This window comes from Acidimicrobiales bacterium (assembly GCA_033344915.1).
Taxonomy (GTDB): Bacteria; Actinomycetota; Acidimicrobiia; order Acidimicrobiales; family Aldehydirespiratoraceae; genus JAJRXC01.
This window is the reverse complement of record JAWPML010000001.1, coordinates 566,751-589,430: the sequence shown is the minus strand read 5'-3', so window position 1 is coordinate 589,430 and position 22,680 is coordinate 566,751. Positions and strand designations below refer to the sequence as shown.

The following is a 22,680-nucleotide window of genomic DNA, read 5'->3' as shown; positions in this document are numbered from 1 at the left end:
TCCGCCACCCCCGATCGAACGTAGACGACGGGTGCCCGAGCCGTGTGTGACCCCCATCGGCGAAGCAGCGCCGATACCGTTCCGACCCGTGGCCCGCCCCGACGACCCCGCTCCGCCCGGCTTCTACGCCGACCCTGAGGATGCGTCGCGCGAGCGCTGGTGGGACGGCACGGCCTGGGCGGCCGCGGCAGGGTCGATACAGCCGGACGCCACACCGACCCACGCCGACATCACCCCGCCACCGCCGCGGCCGAACCAGTTCGCCCTCGCGTCACTGATCCTGTCGATCTCGTGGATCTTCTTCGTGGGCTCGATCCTCGGCGTGATCTTCGGCCACGTCGCCATGGAACAGATCCGCGAGTCCGAGGGACGCGAGATCGGCCGGGGCAACGCCATGATCGGCCTCATCGTCGGCTACATCGGCATCGCCGCGGGGCTTCTCGTCCTCCTGATCACCCTCGGGTGATCACCAGCCGAGCGCGGCCCGCCAGTCCGCCGCGGTGGCGGCGGTCACTTCGGCGACGGACATCCGCAGCGTCGCCTCCGGCACCGAGTTGGCGAGCTCGCGGGCGGCGAAATAGTGGATCGTCGAATGATGGAGCTCGTCCATCAGCTCGCGCCGCTGGGCGACCAGATCGTCGGGCGCCTCACCGAGGTAGCCGAAGAGCGTGAACGCGATCGTGAGATCGTCGATCATCGGGGCGCGACCGAAGAGCGAGGCCCGGCGCAGGGCGACGGCCGCGGCGCCGGCCACCGCGTCGGCGTGATGCTCACCGGGCGCGAGCACGAGGCGGTCGGTGAACGACTCGGCGAGCTTCAGAACGTAGCCCTGGTTCGGACCCTGGTTGCCGAGCGCCGGACCGGATGGCTGGTGAGTGCCGACCACGTCACCCGGCCGGTCCGCCCGCCACGAGCCGGGACGCCACGGCGGCGACGAATACGCCTTCGCCTGGTACGGAAGACTCGGAACGTGACTGGGTGCCGACATGTCCGGCAGGTTAGCCAGCGTCAGTCGCAGATCGAGGGTGCGGGATCGGGAACGAGCACGCCGTCCGCCCCGACCCGGCCGCCCCGCGACCGGTCCGTCACCTCCACGACGACGTCGATCGCCGGTCCGAGCATCGCCGGTTCAGCGCGGCCGCCCGGCAGCACCGTCGGGCGGATCGTGACGATCGGGTCGCCGGCGCCGAGCGTCACCTCGAACACGGCGCTGCGCCCGGTCCGTCCGCCCCGGTTGCGGAACGCGAAGTTGCCCGTGGACCACAGCACCGGCGTGCCGTCGATCACCTCGACACCCTGGAGCACGTGCGGGTGCGAGATCGAGATCACGTCGGCCCCGGCCTCGATGTAGACGCCGATCACGCGGCGCAACTCGTCGTCGGGGCAGTCCGTCACCTCGGTCCCCGCGTGGAGCATCACGATCGTGTGATCGGCGTTCGCCGCGGCGGTCGCGATCGTGGCGATCGCGGGAACGGCGAAACGGTCGCACGCCCAGGCGATCTCGGGGCGCTCGGCTCGCTCCTCGCGCGACCAGTCGCACGGCACGCGCGACAGCGACACGATGCCCACGGTCTGGTCCTTCACCTCGACGTAGGCCGGGGCGTAGGCGGTCGCGGGGTCGGTACCCGCGCCCACGCCGATCAGGGTCGAGTCGTCCACATACTCCCGGGTCGTTCGGGCGCCCCGGGGGCCGTAGTCCCACGAGTGGTTGTTGGCGAGAGCGACGACGTCGACCCCGGCTTCGATCAGCTGGTCGAGCGTCTCGGGCGGCGAGCGGAAGATGAACTCCTTGTCGATCGGCGGCGACCCGACCTCACCCGGTTCGCCGATGACCGTCTCCAGGTTCACGAGCATGAGGTCCGGCGCCGACAGCAGCTCGGCGACCCCCGCAACCGGTTCGTCGGCCGCCATGGACCCGATCATCTGCACGTCACCGGCGAACCCGAAGACGATGGGCTCCGGGGGCGGCTCGGTGGTGGTCGTGGTCGTCGAGGTGGAGGTGCTCGACGAGGTGGCCACCGAGTCCCCGGTCAGGGTGAGGCCGTCCGACCCGATCTCGTCGTCGGCCCCGGCGAGCGCCCCGTCGGTGGCCAGAACCACACTGATCTGGTTGGTACAGGCCGTCGCGGCGAGGCACGTCGCGACGATGGCAGAGGCGATCCGCACCCCCGCGACGCTACGAGCCGCCCCCGATCGGGTGGTGGAGGCTCCCCGGGCTCAGTCCACGAGCGCCCGGTGGATGAGGGTGATGACGGTGGCCCGATCCGCGTGGACGTACGGGCCGAACACGCCCGACGCGATGCCCGTGCTCACCCCGACCTCACCCGCCCAGATGGCCGCCTTCGTGTAGAACCGCCCGGATTCCACGTCCCCGAACGGATTGTCGGCCGTGGCCGCGGGCGAGCCGAGCCATCGCCACAACACCGTCACCACGTGGGCTCTGGTCGCCGGGTCGTGGGGCGAGAACATGGTCGGTGACGTGCCCTTCACGATGCCGAGCGAGTAGGCCCAGCGCAGCGCGGCGCCGTAGTAGGCGTCGAGATCGACGTCGGTGAACGGCACGGCGACGTCGACCTCCGGCGATCCGGCGGCGCGCCAGAGCATGGTGATCAGCATCGCCCGATTCGCCGCGAGGTGCGGCTCGAAGATGCCGTTGCTCGTCCCGAACACGATCCGTTCGCGGGCGCCCCAGTCGACGGCATCGGAGTACCAGAGACCGTCGGGCACGTCGACGAACTCGACCTCGCTGAGCACCTCGGCCGGATCCCGCACGACCGCGATCCACTCGCCCTCCACATGGTCGTTCTTCAACGGCGTCGACCAGCGCAACGGCGCGACATCGGTCAGCGAGACGAACTCCTCGTTCGGGCCGCCGGGATCGATGACCACGATCTGACCCTTCTCGAACCAGGTGGACCCAGCCGGCAACAATCCGGGGATCTCACTCAGATCGAAGATCGACGCCGAGGTGGCGCCCGCCGCGAGCGGCTCGTCGATCACGGTGTGGGGCCGCACGATGATCTCGTGGCCGCCGCCGTGGGCGGCCGGCACCAGCGAGTCCGCCGCGGCCGATGCGGGCGCGAGGCCGTCGTCCACGCACACGCCCGACACGTCGAGCGGGTTCCAGGTCGATCCGTTGTAGATCTCGTAGCCCGAACCCGTGTAGCGCATCAGCGCCGCGTCCGAGCCGCCGCCGTAGCGCCAGGAGCACTGCCCGGACCCGGACCCGGGCTCGGCGTCCGACTGATCGATCAGGTCCCCGAGCCACGCGGCCGGGACGATCAGCAGCATCAGCCGATTGAGCGAGTCGGGGAAGAACGTGTCGAGGTTGGTCCGCAGCGTCCGCAGCGCGCCGTTGGCCGACAGGTAGCCGCCCCGGAAGAACACATAGTGCTGACGGGGATCGGTCGAGCTGAAGACCGACAGGTTGCGGTCGAGCAGGACCTTGCGGGCGTTGCCGTCGGGCGCGAACTGCACCAGCGACTTGCCGTTCGGATACCCGTGGTAGGCGAGGATGTCGATCTGGCTCGGATGCAGGATCTGGCCGTTGAGCCGCCAGGTGACGGTCTCGCCGTGGTCCAGGCCGGTGATGTCGTTGAGGCGTTCGTAGAGGTCGATCACCTCGTCGCCGGTGAGCGGTCGGCCGTCGGCGTGACGGATGTCGAGGGCGTCGAGGTCACCGGTGACCCGACGGAGGTTGCCATCGGCGTCGGCGGCCTTGATGATCCACGTGTCGGACTGCCCGCTGACCGGGTCCAGCCCGAACTTGTTGGTCCCCCAGACGGTGCTCGGTGCATCGATGCCGTTCGACTCGAGATCGATACCGATGTTGGCGCCCGGCGATCCGTCGGGGTTGAGGGGTCGTCCCGGCCACGGCATCTTGCCCGCCTCGTCCCAGGCCAGATAGTTGTTCGGGTTCGGCATCGGGTTGCCGTCGGCGTCGAGCACCGTGTCGTACACGAACGTTCCGTCCGCGTTCGTGACCGGTGTGCCGTCCGGAAGCTTCCGCTTCTTCACCGCGTGCGGCGACGTGAACTCGGTCCACTCGTTCATGCGCAGCTGCCAGCGTTGACGGACGAGCTCCTGCACGTCGCCCGGCACCCCGGCCAGCACCTCGTCGATGTTCGGGTTCGGCCGCTTGAGGACGAGCGATCCGCCGTCGGTGACCACGTCGTAGCCGAGGTACCCGTCGAGCTCGGCGACCGTCTTGATCTTCAACGGCTGCGGCTTCTGGATCGCCCCCCGTTCGAGCCAGCGCAGCGAGTCGGGGTTCCGGGGGCGCCAGGTGACGAGGTAGCCCTCACCAGCGAGGGCCCGGAGGGCCTGGGCCATGCGGGCCGGTATGCCGAACGCCCCGAGTTCCTCGTCCGCGAGCTTGGCGCCGACGCGGATCGCGTCCAGCTCGTCCTGGGTGCGGACGACGCCGCGGCTCGCCTGGATGATCTCGTCCTGGATCCGCACGGCGTTCTGGGCCTTGTCCGTGTGAGCCAGGCAGAGCGCCCCGGAGGTCGCGATCTCCAGACCGATCTCACCCACGACCCGGCCGATCACCCGGAACGCCTCGAACCACCGGCCGTCCTCCCAGGTCTGGAGGTACTCGTTCCACATCTGCTCGACCTGCGTGTTGATCGCGGTGCTCGCCGCCTCGACCGATCCCCAGACCTGCTCGATCGTGATGGCGTCGATCGCCTCGAGCGCGTGGGCGACCACGTCCGCCAGGTACGCGGCCTTCTCCTCCACCGGGATGGTCAACCACCACTTCGCGAGATAGGCGCCGTTGACGACGGCGAGTTGCGGCAACTCCCAGAGCACGCCCTTCGCGACCCACGCCGCGAACTGCACCGGTTCCCAGACGAAGGCGATCAGGGCCTGACCGGCGCCGACCGAGAACCCGGCGAAGGCCTCGAGCAGGGTGAACGGTGGGGGTTCGACCAGGACGAAGTCGCGCAACGACACCTGCTGGCGGGGGTTGTCGATGAGCAGATCGTCGGCTTCGATCGCGATCGGGTTGTTCTCCTCGTCGAACTCGTAGAACGTCGGCTGGTACTGGAAGAACGCTCGCGTGCCCTTGCTCTCGAGGGTGGTGAACTGCCCGTGCAGCGGCACGGTCGCGCCGGGCTCGAGCAGCCCACCGAAGGGCGCCGCGCAGGACCCCGGGGGCGGGAACTCCTGGGTGTCGCGGATGAAGTATCCACCGCCCATCGACTCGCCCTCGATGGTGGGCGTCAGGGCGGTGACGCCGATCTCCTTCGTGTTGCTGCGGTTCTCGACGTCACCGAAGACGGTGAAGCTGTCACCCGATTGGAAGGTCGGCGGATCCGGCGTGCCCTCGGGCATCCGCGACGTGAAGTACGCGAGCTTGTCGGGCAGGGCCTCGATCTCGGTCTCGCCGAGCGAGGTCTCGTTCTCGTCGTCGACCGTGTAGAGGATCTGCGCCTCGAGGCCGTAGACGCCGTCGTCGGTGACGTCGATCACGTACTCGACGCTCACGCTCTCGTTGGCCGGCACATCGCCGAGCAGCGAGAAACCGTCGGACGTGCCGTCCGGCAGGGGCGCGCCGGGGCCGGGCTGCTCGTCGTCGACCGGCCAGAACGGCTGCAGCGCGGCGGGCTCGACATAGAGGAACGTGCCATCGACCAGCGAGGAGATCAGCTGCTTGGCGATCTGGACGTCGTCGACGTCCTCGTCGTTGTCGTTCGTGACCGTGACGGTGACCGTCACCTGCTCGGGCTGGGGCCCATCGGCCGTCTCCTCGATCTCGATGTCGTCCTCGCCGGCGTCGACCTCCACGTCGAGGTCGAGTCGGCGGACGCGGACCGTCTGCTCACCGGGAAGTACGAGCGCCGGTCCGCCCGCCGCGTCGATGCCGTTCGGTCGACTTCGCAGCAGGCCCTCCCCCGGTGCGATCGCCTTCAGCCGGACCACCTGCGAACGCGATTCGCCCGGATTCAACCGGGTCGGGAAGGTCGGCTGCGCGCCGACGACCTCCAGGAAGTCCGGGATGTCGAGCGGCATGGTCGCGAAGCCGATGTTGGATATCTCGCCGACACCGTTCTCCTGCACCGAAAGCGTGACGGTGGCGTCGAACTCGTCGCCGACGGCGACACTCTCGTCGCCGGACGGCAGGGTGATCCCCGCGGACAGGGTCGGGGCCGGGACGGACAACAGCTCGCTGTCCTCGTCGTGGGCATCGTCGGGGTCGGTCGACGTCAAGGTGACCGTGTAGTTGCCCGGGGTGTCGTAGCGGGCGGTGACCGTCTCTCCGCTGCTCGTCTCGTCGTTTCCGAAGTCCCAGTCGTGGGTCAGCGTGTCGCCGTCGGGATCGACCGACCCGGCCCGCAGCGTGAACTCGCCGCTCGCGCTGGAGGTCTCCCCGGCGGGATCGACGACCACGATGTCGGCGACCGGGGGTCGGTTGGGGTCGCGGCCGTCGATGTGGCGGATGGCGGTGTCGCCCCACCCGAGATAGCCGAGGTTGCCGCCGAACGACGCCCGCACCTGACCGCCCGTCTCCGAGGACCGGAATGTCACCGACATCGTCGTCCCCTCCGTCCACCGATTCCCGGGCGGAGGGCCACAGGGGTTGCCGCAGTTCTGACGGTCCGGCGGGGGCGGGCCGGCCTCCCCCTGCGGGGAGAAGCGGACGAACGAGCCGCCGATCGCATCCGCACTCCAACCGTCGCCGGAGCCCCCGAGGATCTCGCCGGGCACGGAGACGGTGACGCCGGAAACGCCGCTGGAACTCCACCCGGTCTCGGTCCAGACCCACTGGGCGGTGGGGAAGCCGGTCACGATCGTCGCGGTGATCACCGTGTCGGGTTGGGTGCCGGTGATGTTGACGGACCCGAAGACGTTGTCCCACCAATAGGCGTCGCAGTCGTCGTCCGCCTCCTCGCAGAAGTGATTGGCGGCCGCCGGGGTTGCGGGAACAACGGCGAGCACTGCCGCCCACACCGCGACCACCACCAGGCCCGTCACCGTCTTGCGCACACGCCGCATCGCCCGTCCTCCACGATGTCGCCGACCATCGGGAAAATAGGGCGGCGTTTGGTGGGTCCGGCAACAGTCTGGTAACACAGGCGCAATGCGACGGGTGCAGGTGTTCGGGACGACCACAGCCACGGGCGCAGGCGGCGAGATCGACCTCCGACCCCGCGAACGAGCGCTCGTCGCGGCCCTTGCTGCGTCGTTCCCGGACACGGCGCGGCGCGACGAGCTGATCGATCGGTTGTGGCCCGACGGCGCCCCGGCGACGGCGAGGAAGTCGCTGCACAACCACATCGCCCGGCTGCGCGAGGCCGCCGGGCCGGAGTTCGTCGACACCACCGACGACGGCTACCGACTCCACCCGTCGATCACCATCGAACCCGAAGGCCGCGGTGACCCCCTGCCCGAGCTCGACGAACGGGGACCCGGCGTCGCCGCCGCCAGGCGGCGACTCCGACGCGAACGCACTGCCCGCCGCCTCGAGACAGCGACGACGGCCACCGACCCGCTCGCCCGCGTCGGCGAGCTCGAGGTGATCGTCGAGGACGATCCCGACGCTGAAGCCGTCTGGATCGCGTTGGCCGAGGCCTACGCCGCGGCGAGTCGGCGGCGCGAGGCGGTCAACTGCTTCACCCGGGCCCGGCGCATGCTCGCCTCCGCCGGACTCACGCCGGGCGATGCCCTGGAGGACGCCGAGCGCGCGTTCCTGAACGGCGGGACCACCGCGGTGTCTCCCGCGAACCACACCCCCGCGGGCCGCGCCGCCTCATCCCAACTGCGCCGGCGGGACGACGTCGTCGCCGCGGTGGCGTCCGGTCCCGCGCTGGTCGTCGTCCACGGCCCGGCCGGGATCGGCAAGTCGACGGTGCTGGAGCTCGCCGGGCCCCAACTCGCGGCCGCCGGCTCCCATGTCGTGCTCTCGCGTTGTGAGCCCGAACCGGTCCGACCGCTCGAGCCCATCTCGGTCATCGTGGACGATCTCCTCGCCCGGTACCCGCACCTCGTCGACGAGCTCTCCGACCCGACGCCGCTGTCGCTGCTGAGCCCCGAGCTCGCGAGCCGCGTGGGCCGCGATCTGATGGTGCGCGACCCGGAACGGCAACGACTCGAACGCAGCGTCGTCGAACTGCTGACCCACCCCGCCCTGCAACCGCTCGTCGTGGTCGTGGACGACCTGCACTGGTCCACGGCGGCGACCCGCGGCTTTCTCACCGCCGCCGTCCGGGCCGCGACGGCAGGCAGCGGATCGTTCTCCGTCGTCGCCGGCTGGTGCGACCCGAAACCGGACGAGTTCGCCGACGAGGCCCCGACCGTCTTCGTCGAGGCGGCGGGGCTCGCACGCGAGGAGATCCTCGAGCTCGTCAACGACCGGGACGATGCCGACCTCATCGCCGAACACATCACGCTCGCCACGGGCGGCAATCCGCTGTTCGTCCGCGAACTGGTGCGCGAAGGCGACGAGTCGGGCCTGGACGCACTCCTCGACGACAACGGCGGCCTCGAGCGCGTGCCCGCCTCGATCACGTCGCTGCTCGACGTGCGCGTGGCGCGGCTCAGCCGGCGCGGTGCCGCCGCGGCCGCCGCCGCGGCGATCCTCGGCACGCGCCAGCAGATCGCCGACATCGAGATGATCGCGGGCTCCGGCGACCTCGACGAGTGCCTCCGCGAGGGCATCCTCCGCGCCATCGACCCCGCCCACACCGAGTTCGACCACGACCTGCTGCGCCGCGCCGTGCTCGACAGCCTCGGGCCGGTGCGCCGAGTCGAGCTCCACGACGCCGCCGCCCGCGCGATCGAGTCGTCACCGTCGGCTCCGGAACGGGTCACCGAGGTCGCCCACCACGCCGTGGCGGCTGGCTCGCTCGATCCGCTCGGCGCCGCGCACTACGCCCAACTCGCCGCCGCGGTGCACACGCAGCAGGCGAACCATGCCGAGGCCGCGGAGGTGCTCGGCGAGGCGGCGACGGTCCTCGCCGATGCCGGTCGGTGGCCGGCCCGCCGGGCCGAGCTGTTGATCGACCGGGGCGCGGCGCTACTGCGTGCCGGTGACCCTGCCGCCCGCTCGGTGTTCGACGCGGCCCTCGAGTTGACGGCCACCTTCGACGACCCGCAGCTGTACGGGCGGGCCGTCGTCGAACTCTGCCGGCTCGGCCCGACCACCGAGGCCGGCGCCAACGACGACGCCGCGGTGGCTGCGATCGACCGGGCGTTGGCCGTCGTCACCGAGCCCGGCCTGCTCGCTCGTGTCGCGGCAGCCGCGACGATGGTGCACAGCATGGGCGGCGAGATCCAACGGTGTCGCGAACTCCTCCAGTTGGCGATGCAGGCGGCCGAAGCCGACGGCCGGCCGGAGATCCTCGCCGACGTGCTGCCCTTCAGCTACATGACCCTCGGTGAGCCGGGAGACCTCGAGCAGCGGTCGACGATCGCCGATCGGCTCGTCGAGATCGGCACGGCCCTGCGGCGACCGGACGTCGAGTGGGAGGCCCACCAGATCCGGTTCAGCAACTCGCTGCAGATCGGGTCGTCCCAGTTGCGCACCGACCTGCGCCGCCTGGAGACCCTCGCTGCGACCATCCAGGAGCGCAGCCGCGAGTGGGAGATGCACTATCTGCGAGCGACCGTGGCACAGATCGACGGCCGGCTCGAGGAGTCCGAGGCGATCATCACCGCCTCGCTCGACTTCGCCGACTGTGTGGCGGCGAGTCGGGTCGTGGCCGTCTACGGCGTGCACCTGCTCGCCCTCCGACTGGCGGCCGGACGCGCCGCAGAGCTCCAGGGTGACCTCCAGACGCTCGCCGACGAACAGCCCGGGATCGGCGCCTGGCATGCGGCGCTCGCCGTCGCCGCGGCCGAAGCCGGCGACGAGGCGGAGGCCCGGGCGGCGTTCGACCGCGCCACCGCGGACGACCTGGCCATCCTCGACCGCGATTTCTCCTACACCGGCGGTCTCTACTGCCTCGGTACCACCGCCGCGACCCTGGGCGACGCCGATCTCGCGACGCGGATCCTCCCCCACATCGAACCCTTGGCCGACCGGTGGTCCTGGGTCGGCACCACGACGCTCGGGCCGATGGTCGCACCGGTGGCCGGATGTCTCGATGCCGTCGGACGCGGCGACGAAGCGGCCCGGATGCGGGCGGCGGGGCGCGCCTCGGCCCGCATCCTCGGCGCGCCGGACTACGAGCTACTGCTCGCCGATCACGAGGTGTGGAGCAGCCCGTAGACCAGGGAATCGACGAGGGCCTGCCAGGACGCCTCGATGATGTTCTCGGACACGCCGATGGTCGACCACGAGCGTTCGCCGTTGGTGCTGTCGAGCAGGACGCGGGTGACCGCGCCGGTGCCCTGTTCGGTGTTGAGCACCCGCACCTTGAAGTCGGTGAGGCTCACCCGGTCGAGCTCCGGGTAGCGGCCGTTGAGCGCGGCTCGCACCGCCGCGTCGAGGGCGTTGACCGGGCCGTTTCCTTCGCCGACCGCCATCTTGCGTTCGCCGTCGACCCAGAGCTTCACCGTGGCCTGGGTCTCGACGTCGACGGCGACCTCGTTCCACATGCGGGCGCCGGACCCGGACCGGTGGGCCATGTCGATCGAGAACGACTCCAACTCGAAGTACGGCTGGACCCAGCCCGCCGCGCCCCGCATCAGCAGCTCGAGCGAGGCGTCCGCCGCCTCGAAGTGGTAGCCCTCGTGCTCCAGCCGCTTCAGGGTGTCGATCACGTCGCCGAGCACCTTGCCGTCCAACTCGATGTCCAGGTCGGCGGCCTTCATCTCGAGCGTGGAACGCCCGGCCATCTCGGACACGAGCACCCGGGTGCCGTTGCCGACCTCCTCGGGGGCCACGTGTTCGTAGGCGTCGGACCGGCGGCTGAGCGCCGAGGTGTGGAGCCCGGCCTTGTGCGCGAAGGCGGTCGCCCCGACATAGGGCTGCTGCGGGTCGGGCGTGAAGTTCACCAGCTCGGCGATGTGGTGGGCGACGGAGGTGAGGTTCTCCAGCCGACCCTCCGGCAGGCAGGTGATGCCCATCTTGAGCTCGAGGTTGGCCATGATCGGCACGAGATCGCAGTTGCCGACACGCTCGCCGTAGCCGTTGATCGTGCCCTGCACCTGGGTGGCGCCGGCCATCACCGCGGCCAGCGCATTGGCCACGCCGCAGCCGGTGTCGTTGTGGAGGTGGATGCCGACGGCGCAGTCGACATGGCCGACGACCGCGGCGACCGCCGTCTCGATGTCACGCGGGAGCGACCCGCCGTTGGTGTCGCAGAGCACGACGGCCTCGGCCCCCGCCATCGCTGCGGCCTCGAGGACCGCGAGCGAGAACTCGGGGTTGCGCTTGTAGCCGTCGAAGAAGTGCTCGGCGTCGAAGAACACCCGCTTCCCCTGGGCGACGAGGTATTCGACGGAGTCCCGCACCATCGCGACGCCTTCGTCGAGCGTGGTCTTGAGCGCCTCGGTGACGTGGTAGTCCCAGCACTTGCCGACGATGCAGACGACGCCGGTGCCGGCCCCGACGAGGTTGGCGAGCGTGGTGTCCTCGTCGACCTTGCCCTTCGGTCGCCGGGTGGAGCCGAACGCGACGAACTCGCTCGTGTGCAGCGTCAGCTCGGTCTTGGCCCGCTCGAAGAACTCGTCGTCCTTCGGGTTGGCGCCCGGCCAGCCGCCCTCGATGTAGCCGACACCCAGTCGGTCGAGCTGCTCGGCGATGCGGAGCTTGTCGTCGACCGTCAGCGAGATTCCCTCGAGCTGGGAGCCGTCACGCAGGGTCGTGTCGTAGATCTCGACGCGCTCGGGCCAGGACGGATCGCGCTGCGCCGACCGGTCGATCTCGGTCACGATGCGAGTTCGTTCCAGGAGCGGTACTTCGGGTTCTTGCCCCGCACGACCTCGGCGTAGGCATCGGCGATCGCCTTCGTGGCCGGGCCCGGGCACGGGACGTCACGATCGTCGACCGAGTTCACCGCCGAGACCTCGGCCGCGGTGCCGACGACGAAGATCTCGTCGGCCGTGTAGAGATCGCTCCGGGCCATGTCGCCCACCTGGATGTCGATTCCCAGATCCGCGGCGAGGCTCATCACGGTGTGCTGGGTGATCCCCGGCAGCGCTCCCGACGAGGTCGGCGGCGTCAGGATCACGTCGCCCCTGCCCACGAAGATGTTCTCGCCGGAGCACTCGCTCACGAGCCCCGCCCCGTTCAGCATGATCGCCTCGTCGTAGCCGGCCCGCAGCGCTTCCATCTTGGCGAGGGTGGAGTTGGCGTAGTTGCCGGTGGTCTTCGAGGCCGGCGGCATGATGTTGTGGTCGTGGCGGGTCCACGAGCTGATCTTCATGCGCACGCCTTTGGTGACGGCGTCGTCTCCCAGGTAGGCGCCCCACGGCCAGGCCGCGATCGCGATGTCGGTCGTGCAGTCGCCGGTGGCCAGGCCCATCTCGCCGTAGCCGTAGTAGGCCAGCGGGCGGAGATAGCACGCGTCGAGACCCGAGTCGGCGACGACGTCCTTGCACGCCTGCACGATCTCGGGCACCGAATAGGGCATCGGCATCGACAGGATCCGCGCCGAGTTGTAGAGCCGCTCGATGTGTTCGGTGAGGCGGAAGATCGCGGGACCCTCGTCGGTCTCGTAGGCGCGGATGCCCTCGAACACCCCTGTGCCGTAGTGGAGGGTGTGGGTGAGGACGTGCACCTGCGCGTCGACCCACGGGACCATCTCACCGTTCATCCAGATGTTGGGCGTCGGGGTGATGGGCATGGTGTGTCTCCCTTCCTCGGCTCAGTCGGGAAGTCGGCTGACGATGAGGTCGCCGATCTCCGTGGTGGAGCCGACCAGTGAGTCCGTGTCGCTACAGGCCGCACGGATGCGGTCGGCGGCGGCGTTCTCACCGAGATGTTCGAGCATGAGTACGGCCGACAATACGGCAGCCGTGGGATTCGCCTTGCCGGTACCGACGATGTCGGGCGCCGAACCGTGGACCGGCTCGAACATCGACACCCGCCCCGGGTGCAGGTTGGCGGAGCTGGCGAACCCGATGCCGCCGCTCACGGCACCGCCGAGATCGGTCAGGATGTCGCCGAAGAGGTTGTCGGTGACGATGACGTCGTAGCGCTGGGGATCGTCCACGAAGTAGATGCACGCGGCGTCGACATGGTTGTAGGCGGTCTCGACCTCGGGGTAGTCGGCGGCGACCTCGTTGAAGGTGCGGTCCCACAGGTCGCCCGAGAAGGTGAGGACGTTGGTCTTGTGGACCATCGTCAGGTGCTTGCGCCTCGTCATCGCGAGATCGAACGCATAGCGGATGCACCGCTCGACCCCGTGGCGGGTGTTGACCGAGCCCTGGGTGGCGATCTCCTCGGGCGTGTCCTTGCGCAGGAAGCCACCCTCCCCTGCGTAGGTCCCCTCCGTGTTCTCCCGGATCACGATGAACTCGTGGCCTTGCTGGTCGCCGCCATGCGCCGGATCGGAGCCAGATGGGCTCGCCAACGAGAACGGCCGCAGGTTGATGAAGAGGTCGAGCTCGAAGCGCATGCGCAGGAGCATTCCCCGCTCGATGACGCCGGGCGGCACGTCCGGCGTGCCGACCGCGCCCAGATAGATGGCGTCGAGGCCGCGCCACTCGTCGATGATCTCGTCGGTGAGCACGACGCCGTCGCGCAGGTAGCGATCGCCACCGAGGTCGTAGTCCACGGTCTCCAGCTCCACGCCGGCCGCGGCGATGACCTTCAGGCCCTCCGCGATGACCTCGGGACCGATGCCGTCGCCGCCGACGATGCCTACTCGATGTGCCATGGATTGCTGCTCGCTTCGTATTCGTTGAGGGGTGAGAGGAGTGACCAGTCTGGTCAGAAAAGTGCAAAACCGCCCACCGAGGTGGACGGTCGGGGCGCACGCCGGAGGGGGCGTGCGCTAGGGAATGATGATGATGGCGGGTGCGGTCATCACGGTTCGCAGTGTATCCGTGGCCGCCGGACCACGTCATGTCGCGTTCCACGCGACACTGGCGAGGTGCGTCGGCTCGCCTTCATTCTCGCCCCGCTGGTGATCCTGGCCGCTGCGTGCGCCGACGACACCGAGCCGACCACGGAGCCGACGACAACCACGACGACAACCACAACGACGACCACTCCCGTGACGACGACCACCGCGGCCACGTCCACGACGACCGCCCCCACGACGACGGAGGCGGCCCCGGATGGCGATTCGCCGGTGGGCAACGTGGCACTGACGCTTCGCACCGGCCGCACGTTCGACGGCGATCAGTATCACGACGAGGCCGTCACGTACCTCGGCACCACCGTCGGACTCGAAGCGAATCAGGTCGTTCCCGACTTCGTCGGCGTCGCGGCTCCGGCGACGCCCATGAGCGGCGCCACACCCATCATCTATGACGCCGGGACGCCCAACGGGTGGCCCCGGGACTACAACGGGGCTCTCGCGAACGCGTTCCTCGACTGGATCCTGCCGACCGCCGCGTCGGCAGCCGACCCGGCCCCTGACGGGGACTTCCTGTGGCTTGCCGACGTGGGGATCTCCGGCACCCACGTACCCGTGCGCTGGGAGGTCGACTCGACCGACGATGACTACCTGGTGCTGCGCCTCCACGCCGAGTTCGATGAGGAAACGATCCATCGTGGGTACCGCTTCGTCACGGTGGGGCAGGCCACCGGCGACATCCGCATCGCCCGCGACAACCCCCTGGATGTCGTCGGCCGCGTGGACATCGAGTTCGACCTCGTCGACGACAACGGATCGGAGGCGCGCCGTCAGTGGTGGGTGGCGGTCGCCCCGCCGGAGGTCGCCGGCGACTGGCGCCGCGGCTCCGACGGAATCGAGAGATTCGCGGATCTCCGACAGGAGGCCACGCCGAACCCGGACGCATTCGTTCTCGCGTTCGGCTACGGCGGGGGGTCGTGGTCGGGTCGTTGGGAGATAGACCGCTCGTGGACCCAACTCACCCGCAGCGTGGAGCCCACGTCCGTCCACGCGGAGCTCGACGTCGACAGCACCTTCGCGGCGGATGGCCAATGGCTCACGATGGCGCTCACCACCTGGGAAGCGAACGGCCCACCGTTCGAAGCGAGCGCGGCGGACACCGGCTCGGCGTTCGCACTCGTCGTCGCCCCCGACGGACGGGTCGGCGACGCGTTCCGCGCCGGCGACGAGGAGATCGACAGCCGCAACCAACACATCTGGTTCGGCGAGCTGCTCCACGAGGTCCTGCCCGCGCTTCCCGACGAGCGCGTCGGTCCGGACGCCCGATGGCAGGTGCGAACGCAGGGCGAAGAGGACGGCAGCGGCCCCGTGCTGACGCTCGTCGGCAGGGACGGCGGACGTCTCCATCTCGCGGTCGACGGCTCGTTCGGGGCGTACTTCGGCGACCACGACGACGGGTACACGGTCGACGCGACGATCAGCGGCGAACTGGTGGTCGACGTGGCGGCCGCCGTACCCCTCGAGGCCGACATCACCACGACGGGGACGATCACCTTCGGCACGGCGGGTGAGCTCGACCCGTCCACGTCGGAGCCGTGGGAGTCGACCCTCACCCTCCGGGCGATCGCCGACGACGAGTGAAGGCCGCAGGCCACGCCGGTAGATTCTCGGGATGGCTGAAGCACAGCAGCTCTCGCAGGCGGCCTACGACCGCCTCAAGTCGGAGCACGACGACCTGACGACCCGCGGGCGCATCGACATCGCCCGCAAGATCGAGGCCGCCCGCGAGCTCGGCGATCTCTCCGAGAACGGCGACTACCACGCCGCCAAGGAGGAACAGGGAAAGATGGAAGGCCGCATCATCCACCTGGCCCGCATCCTCGAGGACGCCCAGATCGTCGACAGCTCGGGCGGTGACAACGTCGGCACCGGCTCCATCGTGTCGATCGTCTTCGACGGCGACGACGAGATCGAGAAGTACCTCGTCGGCTCGATCGAGGAGCAGCGAGAGGACGTCACCGTCGTCTCGCCCGGTTCCCCGATGGGCGCGGCCCTCCTCGGCGCCGCGGTCGGCGACGTCGTCGAGTACGAGGCCCCCACCGGGGCGATGCTCAAGATCAAGGTCGTCGAGATCGAATAGTGGTCGCCAGCCGCACCACCACGGAGTTCGTCCCCGGCGACGCTCGGATCGGCCGTCCCCCGCTGCCGCCGGGCCGACTGGTCGACATCCCCGGGCGCGGCACCACCTTCGTGCGCGAGGTCGCGGGACCGGCCGAGGACGCACCCACGGTCCTGCTCCTGCACGGCTGGACGGTCACCGCGGCGGTCAACTGGTTCACCGCGTACCGGCCCCTCGCCGAACACGTCCGCGTCGTCAGCCTCGATCATCGGGGTCACGGCCAGGGCATCCGGAGCCGGCGTCCGTTCCGGCTGGAGGACGCCGCCGACGACGCGGTCGCCCTCGCGGACGTGCTCGGCATCGATCGATTCGTGGTCGCCGGCTACTCGATGGGCGGCCCGGTCAGTCAGCTGGTCTGGCGCCGCCATCCGGACCGGGTGCAGGGCCTCGTCCTCGCGGCCACCTTCGCCCGCTCGTGGAGCACCGCCCAGGAACGGATCGCCATGCGCGGCCTCGGCCGCGTCGGCCGGGCCAGCCGGATCACGCCCCGGCGGCGCCAGCTCGACGTCTTCACCCGCGCCATGCTCGCCGGCGGGAGTCGTCCGTCCGAACGGCCGCCGTGGATGGTCTCCGAGGTCCGCAGCGGCAACGTACCCATGATGCTCGAAGCCGGTGGCGCCATCGCCGAGTTCGACAGCCGGGCTTGGCTCGGCGAGATCGCCGTTCCCACGGGCGTGTTCATCACGTCCCACGACGGCATCGTGCCGCCCGATCGCCAGCACCGCTTGGCCGCACTACTGCCCCACGCGCAGATCCGCCGGGCGCCGATCGACCATGACGGCTGTGTCACCCGGCCACGCGAGTTCATCCCCGGATTCGTCGACCTCGTCCGCCACGCAGCCGGCTGCTGAGCGGCGACCAAAGGAGTCCCCATGGGTCCTTACAGTGCCGAACGCCAGACCGTCATCGATCAGCTGACTGCCCCCGACGGCTACTTCCCCGTCGAGATGGCGGATGTGCGCGGCCATCAGGTCCCGGTGTTGGTGAACCGCAAGCGGTCGTTGCGCGAGCTGGTCGAGGCGAGCCGGGCCCACGGCGACGCCGAGTTCATCGTCCACGGCGAGCGACGCATCACCCACGCCGCCTTCCCGGATTTCGTGGCTGCCTGCAGCGCGGCCCTCGCCGAGGACCACGGGATCACCAAGGGCGATCGCGTCGCGATCCTCGCCGCGAACAGCCCCGACTGGCTGATCAGCTACTTCGCGCTGGTGTCCCTCGGCGCCATCGTGTGTCTCTCCAACGGGTGGTGGACGCCCGACGAGATCCGCCACGCGACCGAGCTCACGACGCCGAAGTTGATCCTCGGCGACGAGAAGCGCCTCGCCCGCGTTCCCGACGACATCACGACGCCGCAGGTCGACCTGGACGCGGCGCGCGACCGGCTCCAGCGCGACGTCGGCACCCACGCGCTGCCGACGGTCGAACTCCAGGAGGACGACGCCTGTTCGATCTTCTTCACGAGCGGCACCACCGGCCGGGCGAAGGGGGCCACGGTCAGCCATCGCGGGCTCGTCGGCTTCGCCGAGGTCCAGCTGCTCAACGGGGCCGTCGGCGCCATGATCGACGCGGCCCGCGACCAGGCCGCGGGCCGCGAGCCGAAGCCGCGCGGCGGGCCGCCCCGGGTCCTCATGACCTCGCCCCTGTTCCACGTCTCCGGTCTCTCCGGCGCGGCGCTGATCAACATGAACGTCGGCGGCGCGCTCGTCTTCCGCGAGAACAGCCGCTTCGACGCCGACGAGTGCCTCGCCCTCGTCGAGAAGGAGCGGGTCACCGCGTGGACGCTCATCGGCTCGATGGGTCCCCGCGTGGTGGAGCATCCCCGCCTGGACGACTACGACCTCAGCTCGCTCTCCACCGTCGGCTTCGGCGGTGCGCCGGCGAGTCCCGAGCTCCAGGCGAAGGTGCGCCGCGCCTTCTCGTCGGCCGAGTCGACCGTGGCGATCGGCTACGGCTCGAGCGAGACCGTCGGCGCCGTCGCCGGGATCCGGGGCGCGGACTACGAGGCCAACCCGACGAGCACGGGCTACATCAACCCCACCGTTTCCGTGCAGATCCGCGACGAGTCCGGCCGACCGGCCGCCGAGGGCGGGAACGGTCGCATCTGGGTGCGGTCGTGCACCGCGATGTTGGGATACTGGGACAATCCCGAGGCGACGGCCGAGGTGTTCGACGACGACTTCTGGCTCGACACCGGCGACGTCGGCCGTATCGAGGACGGCCTGCTCTACATCGATTCCCGGGCCCGCGACATGATCCTGCACAACGCCGAGAACGTGTACCCGGTGGAGGTGGAGTACCGCATCGACGAGCACCCGGACGTGATCGAGTGCGCGGTGTACGGGCTCGACGACGCCGCCACCGGCCAGATCGTCGCCGCGAGCGTCGTTCCCCGCGACGACGCCGCTGTCACCGAGGAGGCGTTGCGCGCGTGGTGCGCCGAGACCCTCGCGCCGTTCAAGGTGCCGGGACGGTGGGACATCCGTACCGAGCCGTTGCCCCGCAACGCCGCGGGCAAGGTCGTGAAGGCCGCGCTCACCGGCGAGCGCGACCATCAGGTACACGATGACTGACATGCTCGCGTCGATGCGTCGCGCGCTTCTCCTCCTGCTGATCGCCTCCCTCGTGGCCGCGGCATGCGGTGACACGCCCACGCCGGAGACGGCTGCGGACCCCACGACGAGCCGCCCACCGACGATCGACGAGGGTGCGACCGCCACCGGCCTCGGGGAACCGGAGTCCGACGCGGCCTGGCCGATCGGGACGCCCGCGACACCGACCGGCGCCGTCGGTTTCAGCCGCTACGTCTACGCCCGCATGGGCGACGCGATCCTCCCGTTCCTCCTGGAGGGTCCAGCGCAGCGCCAGGTCCGCTGCCAGGACGTCGACGAGCCGTGCAGCTACCTCGACCTGAAGGCACTGCTCGAGTCGGGCGACGAGGTCCCGTCCCGACTCGCGATGACGCGAGACGAGCTCGCCGATCTCGTCGCCGAGCTCGACGAGTTGAGCGAGACGCTGACCGCACTCGATTCGATCGACGCCGCTTGCGCGGCCGGGTACGAGCCGTACACGACACAGTGGCCGAACATGGGAATCCACCTCCGCAACGCCGAGCACTCGACGGATGGGGTGCTCATCCCGTCGCGCCCGGACGTCGTGATGTTCGCCCGCGAGGGCGGGGAGAACACGCCCCTGGCCGACCTCGGCGACTGTGAAGACGGCCACTGGACGGGCGACTCGACCGGGTATGAGGTGGTCGGCTCCGCGTTCTACCTGCCGCTGACGGCCGACCACCCGGACGGGTTCACCGGGCCGATCGACAACTGGCACATGCACTTCAACAGCTGCGGCGGGTCGGAGCTCTCGGGCACCACGCCCGTCAGCCGCGAGGAGTGCGAGGCCGACGGCGGCACGTTCTTCACCGTCGATCCCCAGTGGATGATCCACGCCTACGCAGTGCCCGACTACGACAACCAGTCCGGCGTGTTCAGCATGTGGAATCCGAGCGTCAGTCCGGTGGCCGAACCCGCCGACGTCGAGTTCGACCGCACGCAACCGGCCGTCGACGGCGCGGTCACGTGGTCGATCAACAACTTCGCCCTCGGTGACCTGCAGGCCGAAGTCGGGCAACCGGTGGTGTTCACGAACAGCGACGACGCGCCCCACACGATCACGTCGACGGAGGGTCTGTTCGACTCCGACACATTCGGGTCGGGCGGGAGCTTCCAGATCAGCTTCGACGAGCCGGGCGCCTACTCGTTCTTCTGCGAAGTGCACCCGTCCATGACCGGGTCGGTCGTTGTCGGATAGAGGCCGCCGAGCCTCGCCTGGATCAGAGCAACAGCTCCCAGAACCCGACGTCGTGCCAGGTGTCGAACTTCCGGCCGGACTCGCGAAACACCCCGACCGCGTTGAAGCCGAGCTGCTCGTGCAGGGCGACGCTGCCGTCGTTGGGCAGGGCGATGCAGGCGACCGCGACATGGGCGCCGCGGTCGCGCAGGTCGGCGATCAGTCGGCGCATCAACGCCGAGCCGATGCCCCGACCGTGGTGGTCCTCGTGGACGTAGACCGTCGTCTCCCGCGAGCCCGCGTAGGCGGCGCGGGCCCGGAAATCGGCGGCGTAGGCGTAGCCGACCACCACGTCGTCGAGCGTGGCGACGAGCCACGGGTCGGTCTCCTGCACCCGTGCGATGCGCGTTGCGAACTCCTCGGCGTCGGGCTCGGTGAACTCGAAGCTGATGGGCGTGTTGCGCACGATCGGCGCGTAGATCGCCGCGCAGGCCGCGGCGTCGGCGGGTTCCGCGTCGCGGATGCGCAGTTCGGAGGCCGTCATCCGATGATCGCGTCGACCAGGAAAAAGAGAACGACGACGACGATGGCGACGGCCACCGCCCGCATCAGGCCGATCGAGAACGGGCCGGGTTCGGGGTCGGACGGTGTGCTCATACCGACAATCCTGCCGCACGGGCGATGGCCGCCGCAGCCATGACCACGGGAGGACCGAACGTCGGGCCCGGATCCCGGGAGAGTCGTTCGATCGGGCCACTCACGCTGACCGCCGCCACGACGGCACCGGAGCCGGTGACGGGCGCGCTCACCGAGGCGACCCCGGCCTCGCGTTCACCGATCGACACGACGTACCCGTCAGCGCCGACGTCACCCTGCAAGACCCGTCCGCCCGAGCCCTGGTCGAGCGGGAGCGCGGCCCCGGTCGCCACGATCGTGCGGAGTCCGTGGGGAGACTCGAGCGACGCCACACAGATCCGCTGGTCTCCGTCGCGCACATAGAGCTGGGCGGACTCGCCGGTGGTGTCGCGCAGTGCGGAGAGGGCCGGTCCGGCGGCCTCGGCCACCGGCCAGCCCCGGCTCGCCTCGTCGCCCATCGCGATCAGGCGAGCGCCGAGGGCGAATCTTCCCTCGCCGTCACGGCGCAACAGTCCGTGGACCTCGAGCGCGGAGGCCAGTCGATGCGCCGTGGCCCGACTCAGCCCGGTCTCGCTCACCAACGATCCGAGGCTCCGGGGTTCGCGTTCGACCGCACCGAGGACGGCGAGCGCCTTGTCGATCACGCCGACACCGCTTATCGTGTGTTCCACGGGTCAGAACTTATGTCTCATTATGTGAGACAGTCAAGACCACCACCCGATCGCCAACCCACACAGGACGTCATCCGATGGGCAAGACCCTCAGCGAGAAGATCTGGGACCGCCACCTCGTCGCCGCGGGCGACGACGGGGCGCCGGACCTGCTCTACATCGATCTGCACCTCATCCACGAGGTCACCTCCCCGCAGGCCTTCGACGGGCTGCGGCTGTCCGGCCGCACGGTGCGGCGCCCGGACCTCACGGTGGCCACCGAGGACCACAATGTGCCCACCATCGACCAGGACAAGCCGATCGAGGACGAGATCAGCGCGAAACAGGTCGACACGCTACGCCGCAACACCGAGGAGTTCGGCGTCACGAACTACCCGATGGGCCACCCGAAGCAGGGCATCGTGCACGTCATCGGCCCGGAGCAGGGACTCACCCAGCCGGGCATGACCATCGTGTGCGGCGACTCGCACACGGCGACGCACGGTGCGTTCGGCTCGATCGCGTTCGGCATCGGCACGAGCGAGGTCGAGCACGTGCTCGCGACCCAGACGCTCCCGCAGACCCGGCCGGGCACCATGGCGATCACGGTCGACGGTGAACTGCCGGCGGGGTCGACCGCCAAGGACATCATCCTCGCGATCATCGGGCGCATCGGCACCGGTGGCGGTATCGGCAAGATCATCGAGTACCGGGGCGAGGCGATCCGCAACCTCTCGATGGAGGGGCGGATGACCGTCTGCAACATGTCGATCGAGGGCGGCGCCAAGGCCGGCCTGATCGCCCCCGACGACGTCACATTCGAGTATCTGAAGGGTCGCGAGCACAGCCCGACCGGCGCCGACTGGGACGCGGCCGTCGCGGACTGGAAGACGCTGGTCACCGACGACGACGCCACCTTCGACGAGGAGATCGTGCTCGATGCCTCGGAGATCACACCCTTCGTCAGCTGGGGAACGAACCCGGCCCAGGTGATGCCCCTCCACGGCGACATCCCGCGCCCCGACTCGTTCGAGGATCCGGCGCTGCGCGACACCGCGGCACGGGCGCTCGACTACATGGACCTGGCGCCGGGCACGCCGATGCGCGAGGTGAAGGTCGACACCGTCTTCATCGGCTCGTGCACCAACAGCCGCATCGAGGACCTGCGGGCCGCCGCGGCCGTCGCCGAGGGCCGCAGGGTCGCCGATGGCGTCCGAACCCTCGTCGTCCCCGGGTCCGGCCAGGTCGAGGCCCAGGCCATCGCCGAGGGCCTGCCGGAGATCTTCCGGGCCGCCGGCTTCGACTGGCGCCAGCCGGGCTGCTCGATGTGCCTCGCCATGAATCCGGACAAGCTCCAGCCCGGTGAGCGTTGCGCGAGCACGTCGAACCGCAACTTCGAAGGCCGACAGGGCCGCGGCGGACGCACCCATCTCGTGTCCCCCGCCGTCGCCGCCGCCACCGCCATCGCCGGAACGTTCGCCGCCCCGGCCGACCTGGGCTGAACCCGCTCTCTCGC

The 22,680-nt window shown here is 69.9% G+C and carries 16 protein-coding genes; 8 read left to right on the top strand and 8 right to left on the bottom strand.

Features of this window, described 5'->3' with window-relative positions; genetic code table 11:
- The first annotated feature begins 88 nt into the window (after positions 1–88).
- Positions 89–466: a DUF4190 domain-containing protein gene (locus R8F63_02770; GenBank protein MDW3217514.1), complete on the top strand. Its 378-nt coding sequence runs from the start codon at positions 89–91 to the stop codon at positions 464–466.
- Here R8F63_02770 and R8F63_02765 read toward each other — a convergent pair whose 3' ends face one another.
- The 3 genes from R8F63_02765 to R8F63_02755 are packed head-to-tail and all read right to left on the bottom strand — an operon-like array spanning position 467 to position 6,999.
- Complete coding sequence (locus tag R8F63_02765; protein MDW3217513.1) at positions 467–988, bottom strand: hypothetical protein; 522 nt, start codon at positions 986–988, stop codon at positions 467–469.
- Between the two features lie 20 nt (positions 989–1,008).
- Complete coding sequence (locus tag R8F63_02760) at positions 1,009–2,166, bottom strand: CapA family protein (GenBank protein ID MDW3217512.1); 1,158 nt, start codon at positions 2,164–2,166, stop codon at positions 1,009–1,011.
- Positions 2,167–2,217: 51 nt separating this feature from the next.
- Positions 2,218–6,999, bottom strand: a complete 4,782-nt coding sequence (locus R8F63_02755) for an S-layer homology domain-containing protein (protein ID MDW3217511.1) — start codon at positions 6,997–6,999, stop codon at positions 2,218–2,220.
- Between the two features lie 85 nt (positions 7,000–7,084).
- Between R8F63_02755 and R8F63_02750 the strand changes: the two genes are divergently transcribed.
- Positions 7,085–10,213, top strand: coding sequence for an AAA family ATPase (locus R8F63_02750; GenBank protein ID MDW3217510.1), 3,129 nt, complete (start codon positions 7,085–7,087; stop codon positions 10,211–10,213).
- Here R8F63_02750 and cimA read toward each other — a convergent pair.
- The 3 genes from cimA to R8F63_02735 are packed head-to-tail and all read right to left on the bottom strand — an operon-like array spanning position 10,189 to position 13,769.
- Positions 10,189–11,820, bottom strand: a complete 1,632-nt coding sequence (gene cimA, locus R8F63_02745; GenBank protein ID MDW3217509.1) for a citramalate synthase — start codon at positions 11,818–11,820, stop codon at positions 10,189–10,191. The genes R8F63_02750 and cimA overlap by 25 nt on opposite strands.
- On the bottom strand, positions 11,817–12,734 hold the full coding sequence (locus tag R8F63_02740) for a branched-chain amino acid transaminase (GenBank protein ID MDW3217508.1): 918 nt from the start codon (positions 12,732–12,734) through the stop codon (positions 11,817–11,819). Before R8F63_02740 ends, cimA begins: the two co-directional genes overlap by 4 nt.
- A 21-nt stretch (positions 12,735–12,755) precedes the next feature.
- Positions 12,756–13,769: a 3-isopropylmalate dehydrogenase gene (locus R8F63_02735; GenBank protein ID MDW3217507.1), complete on the bottom strand. Its 1,014-nt coding sequence runs from the start codon at positions 13,767–13,769 to the stop codon at positions 12,756–12,758.
- A gap of 216 nt (positions 13,770–13,985) precedes the next feature.
- Between R8F63_02735 and R8F63_02730 the strand changes: the two genes are divergently transcribed.
- The 5 genes from R8F63_02730 to R8F63_02710 are packed head-to-tail and all read left to right on the top strand — an operon-like array spanning position 13,986 to position 19,899.
- Positions 13,986–15,554 carry a hypothetical protein gene (locus R8F63_02730; protein ID MDW3217506.1) on the top strand — a complete coding sequence of 523 codons (1,569 nt, stop codon included), beginning with the start codon at positions 13,986–13,988 and terminating at the stop codon, positions 15,552–15,554.
- 31 nt (positions 15,555–15,585) lie between these two features.
- Positions 15,586–16,053 (top strand): transcription elongation factor GreA, encoded by a 468-nt coding sequence (gene greA, locus R8F63_02725; GenBank protein MDW3217505.1) that lies wholly within the window; start codon positions 15,586–15,588, stop codon positions 16,051–16,053.
- Positions 16,053–16,943, top strand: coding sequence for an alpha/beta fold hydrolase (locus R8F63_02720; GenBank protein ID MDW3217504.1), 891 nt, complete (start codon positions 16,053–16,055; stop codon positions 16,941–16,943). The genes greA and R8F63_02720 overlap by 1 nt, the downstream gene beginning before the upstream one ends.
- Positions 16,944–16,964: 21 nt before the next feature.
- Positions 16,965–18,662: a class I adenylate-forming enzyme family protein gene (locus R8F63_02715; protein ID MDW3217503.1), complete on the top strand. Its 1,698-nt coding sequence runs from the start codon at positions 16,965–16,967 to the stop codon at positions 18,660–18,662.
- Complete coding sequence (locus R8F63_02710) at positions 18,655–19,899, top strand: cupredoxin domain-containing protein (GenBank protein ID MDW3217502.1); 1,245 nt, start codon at positions 18,655–18,657, stop codon at positions 19,897–19,899. Before R8F63_02715 ends, R8F63_02710 begins: the two co-directional genes overlap by 8 nt.
- 22 nt (positions 19,900–19,921) lie before the next feature.
- Here the strand turns inward: R8F63_02710 and R8F63_02705 are convergent, their stop codons facing one another.
- Together R8F63_02705 and R8F63_02700 are read right to left on the bottom strand one after the other, a co-directional pair.
- Positions 19,922–20,422 (bottom strand): N-acetyltransferase family protein, encoded by a 501-nt coding sequence (locus R8F63_02705; protein MDW3217501.1) that lies wholly within the window; start codon positions 20,420–20,422, stop codon positions 19,922–19,924.
- 109 nt (positions 20,423–20,531) lie between these two features.
- The gene (locus R8F63_02700; protein ID MDW3217500.1) at positions 20,532–21,185 is read right to left on the bottom strand and encodes an IclR family transcriptional regulator; all 654 of its coding nucleotides are present in this window, start codon (positions 21,183–21,185) and stop codon (positions 20,532–20,534) included.
- A 77-nt stretch (positions 21,186–21,262) separates the two neighbouring features.
- On the opposite strand from R8F63_02700, the gene leuC reads away from it, so the two are divergent.
- Entirely contained in the window at positions 21,263–22,666 is a 1,404-nt protein-coding gene (gene leuC / locus R8F63_02695; protein ID MDW3217499.1) for a 3-isopropylmalate dehydratase large subunit, read from the top strand.
- Positions 22,667–22,680 lie beyond the last annotated feature (14 nt).

What these genes read in the sequence shown, in the direction of transcription:
- R8F63_02765 (MDW3217513.1), bottom strand. Translation starts at nt 988, where the DNA reads ATGTCGGCACCCAGTCACGTTCCGAGTCTTCCGTACCAGGCGAAGGCG.
- R8F63_02755 (MDW3217511.1), bottom strand. Translation starts at nt 6,999, where the DNA reads ATGCGGCGTGTGCGCAAGACGGTGACGGGCCTGGTGGTGGTCGCGGTG.
- R8F63_02750 (MDW3217510.1), top strand. Translation starts at nt 7,085, where the DNA reads ATGCGACGGGTGCAGGTGTTCGGGACGACCACAGCCACGGGCGCAGGC.
- R8F63_02740 (MDW3217508.1), bottom strand. Translation starts at nt 12,734, where the DNA reads ATGCCCATCACCCCGACGCCCAACATCTGGATGAACGGTGAGATGGTC.
- R8F63_02735 (MDW3217507.1), bottom strand. Translation starts at nt 13,769, where the DNA reads ATGGCACATCGAGTAGGCATCGTCGGCGGCGACGGCATCGGTCCCGAG.
- greA (MDW3217505.1), top strand. Translation starts at nt 15,586, where the DNA reads ATGGCTGAAGCACAGCAGCTCTCGCAGGCGGCCTACGACCGCCTCAAG.
- R8F63_02715 (MDW3217503.1), top strand. Translation starts at nt 16,965, where the DNA reads ATGGGTCCTTACAGTGCCGAACGCCAGACCGTCATCGATCAGCTGACT.
- R8F63_02710 (MDW3217502.1), top strand. Translation starts at nt 18,655, where the DNA reads ATGACTGACATGCTCGCGTCGATGCGTCGCGCGCTTCTCCTCCTGCTG.
- R8F63_02705 (MDW3217501.1), bottom strand. Translation starts at nt 20,422, where the DNA reads ATGACGGCCTCCGAACTGCGCATCCGCGACGCGGAACCCGCCGACGCC.
- leuC (MDW3217499.1), top strand. Translation starts at nt 21,263, where the DNA reads ATGGGCAAGACCCTCAGCGAGAAGATCTGGGACCGCCACCTCGTCGCC.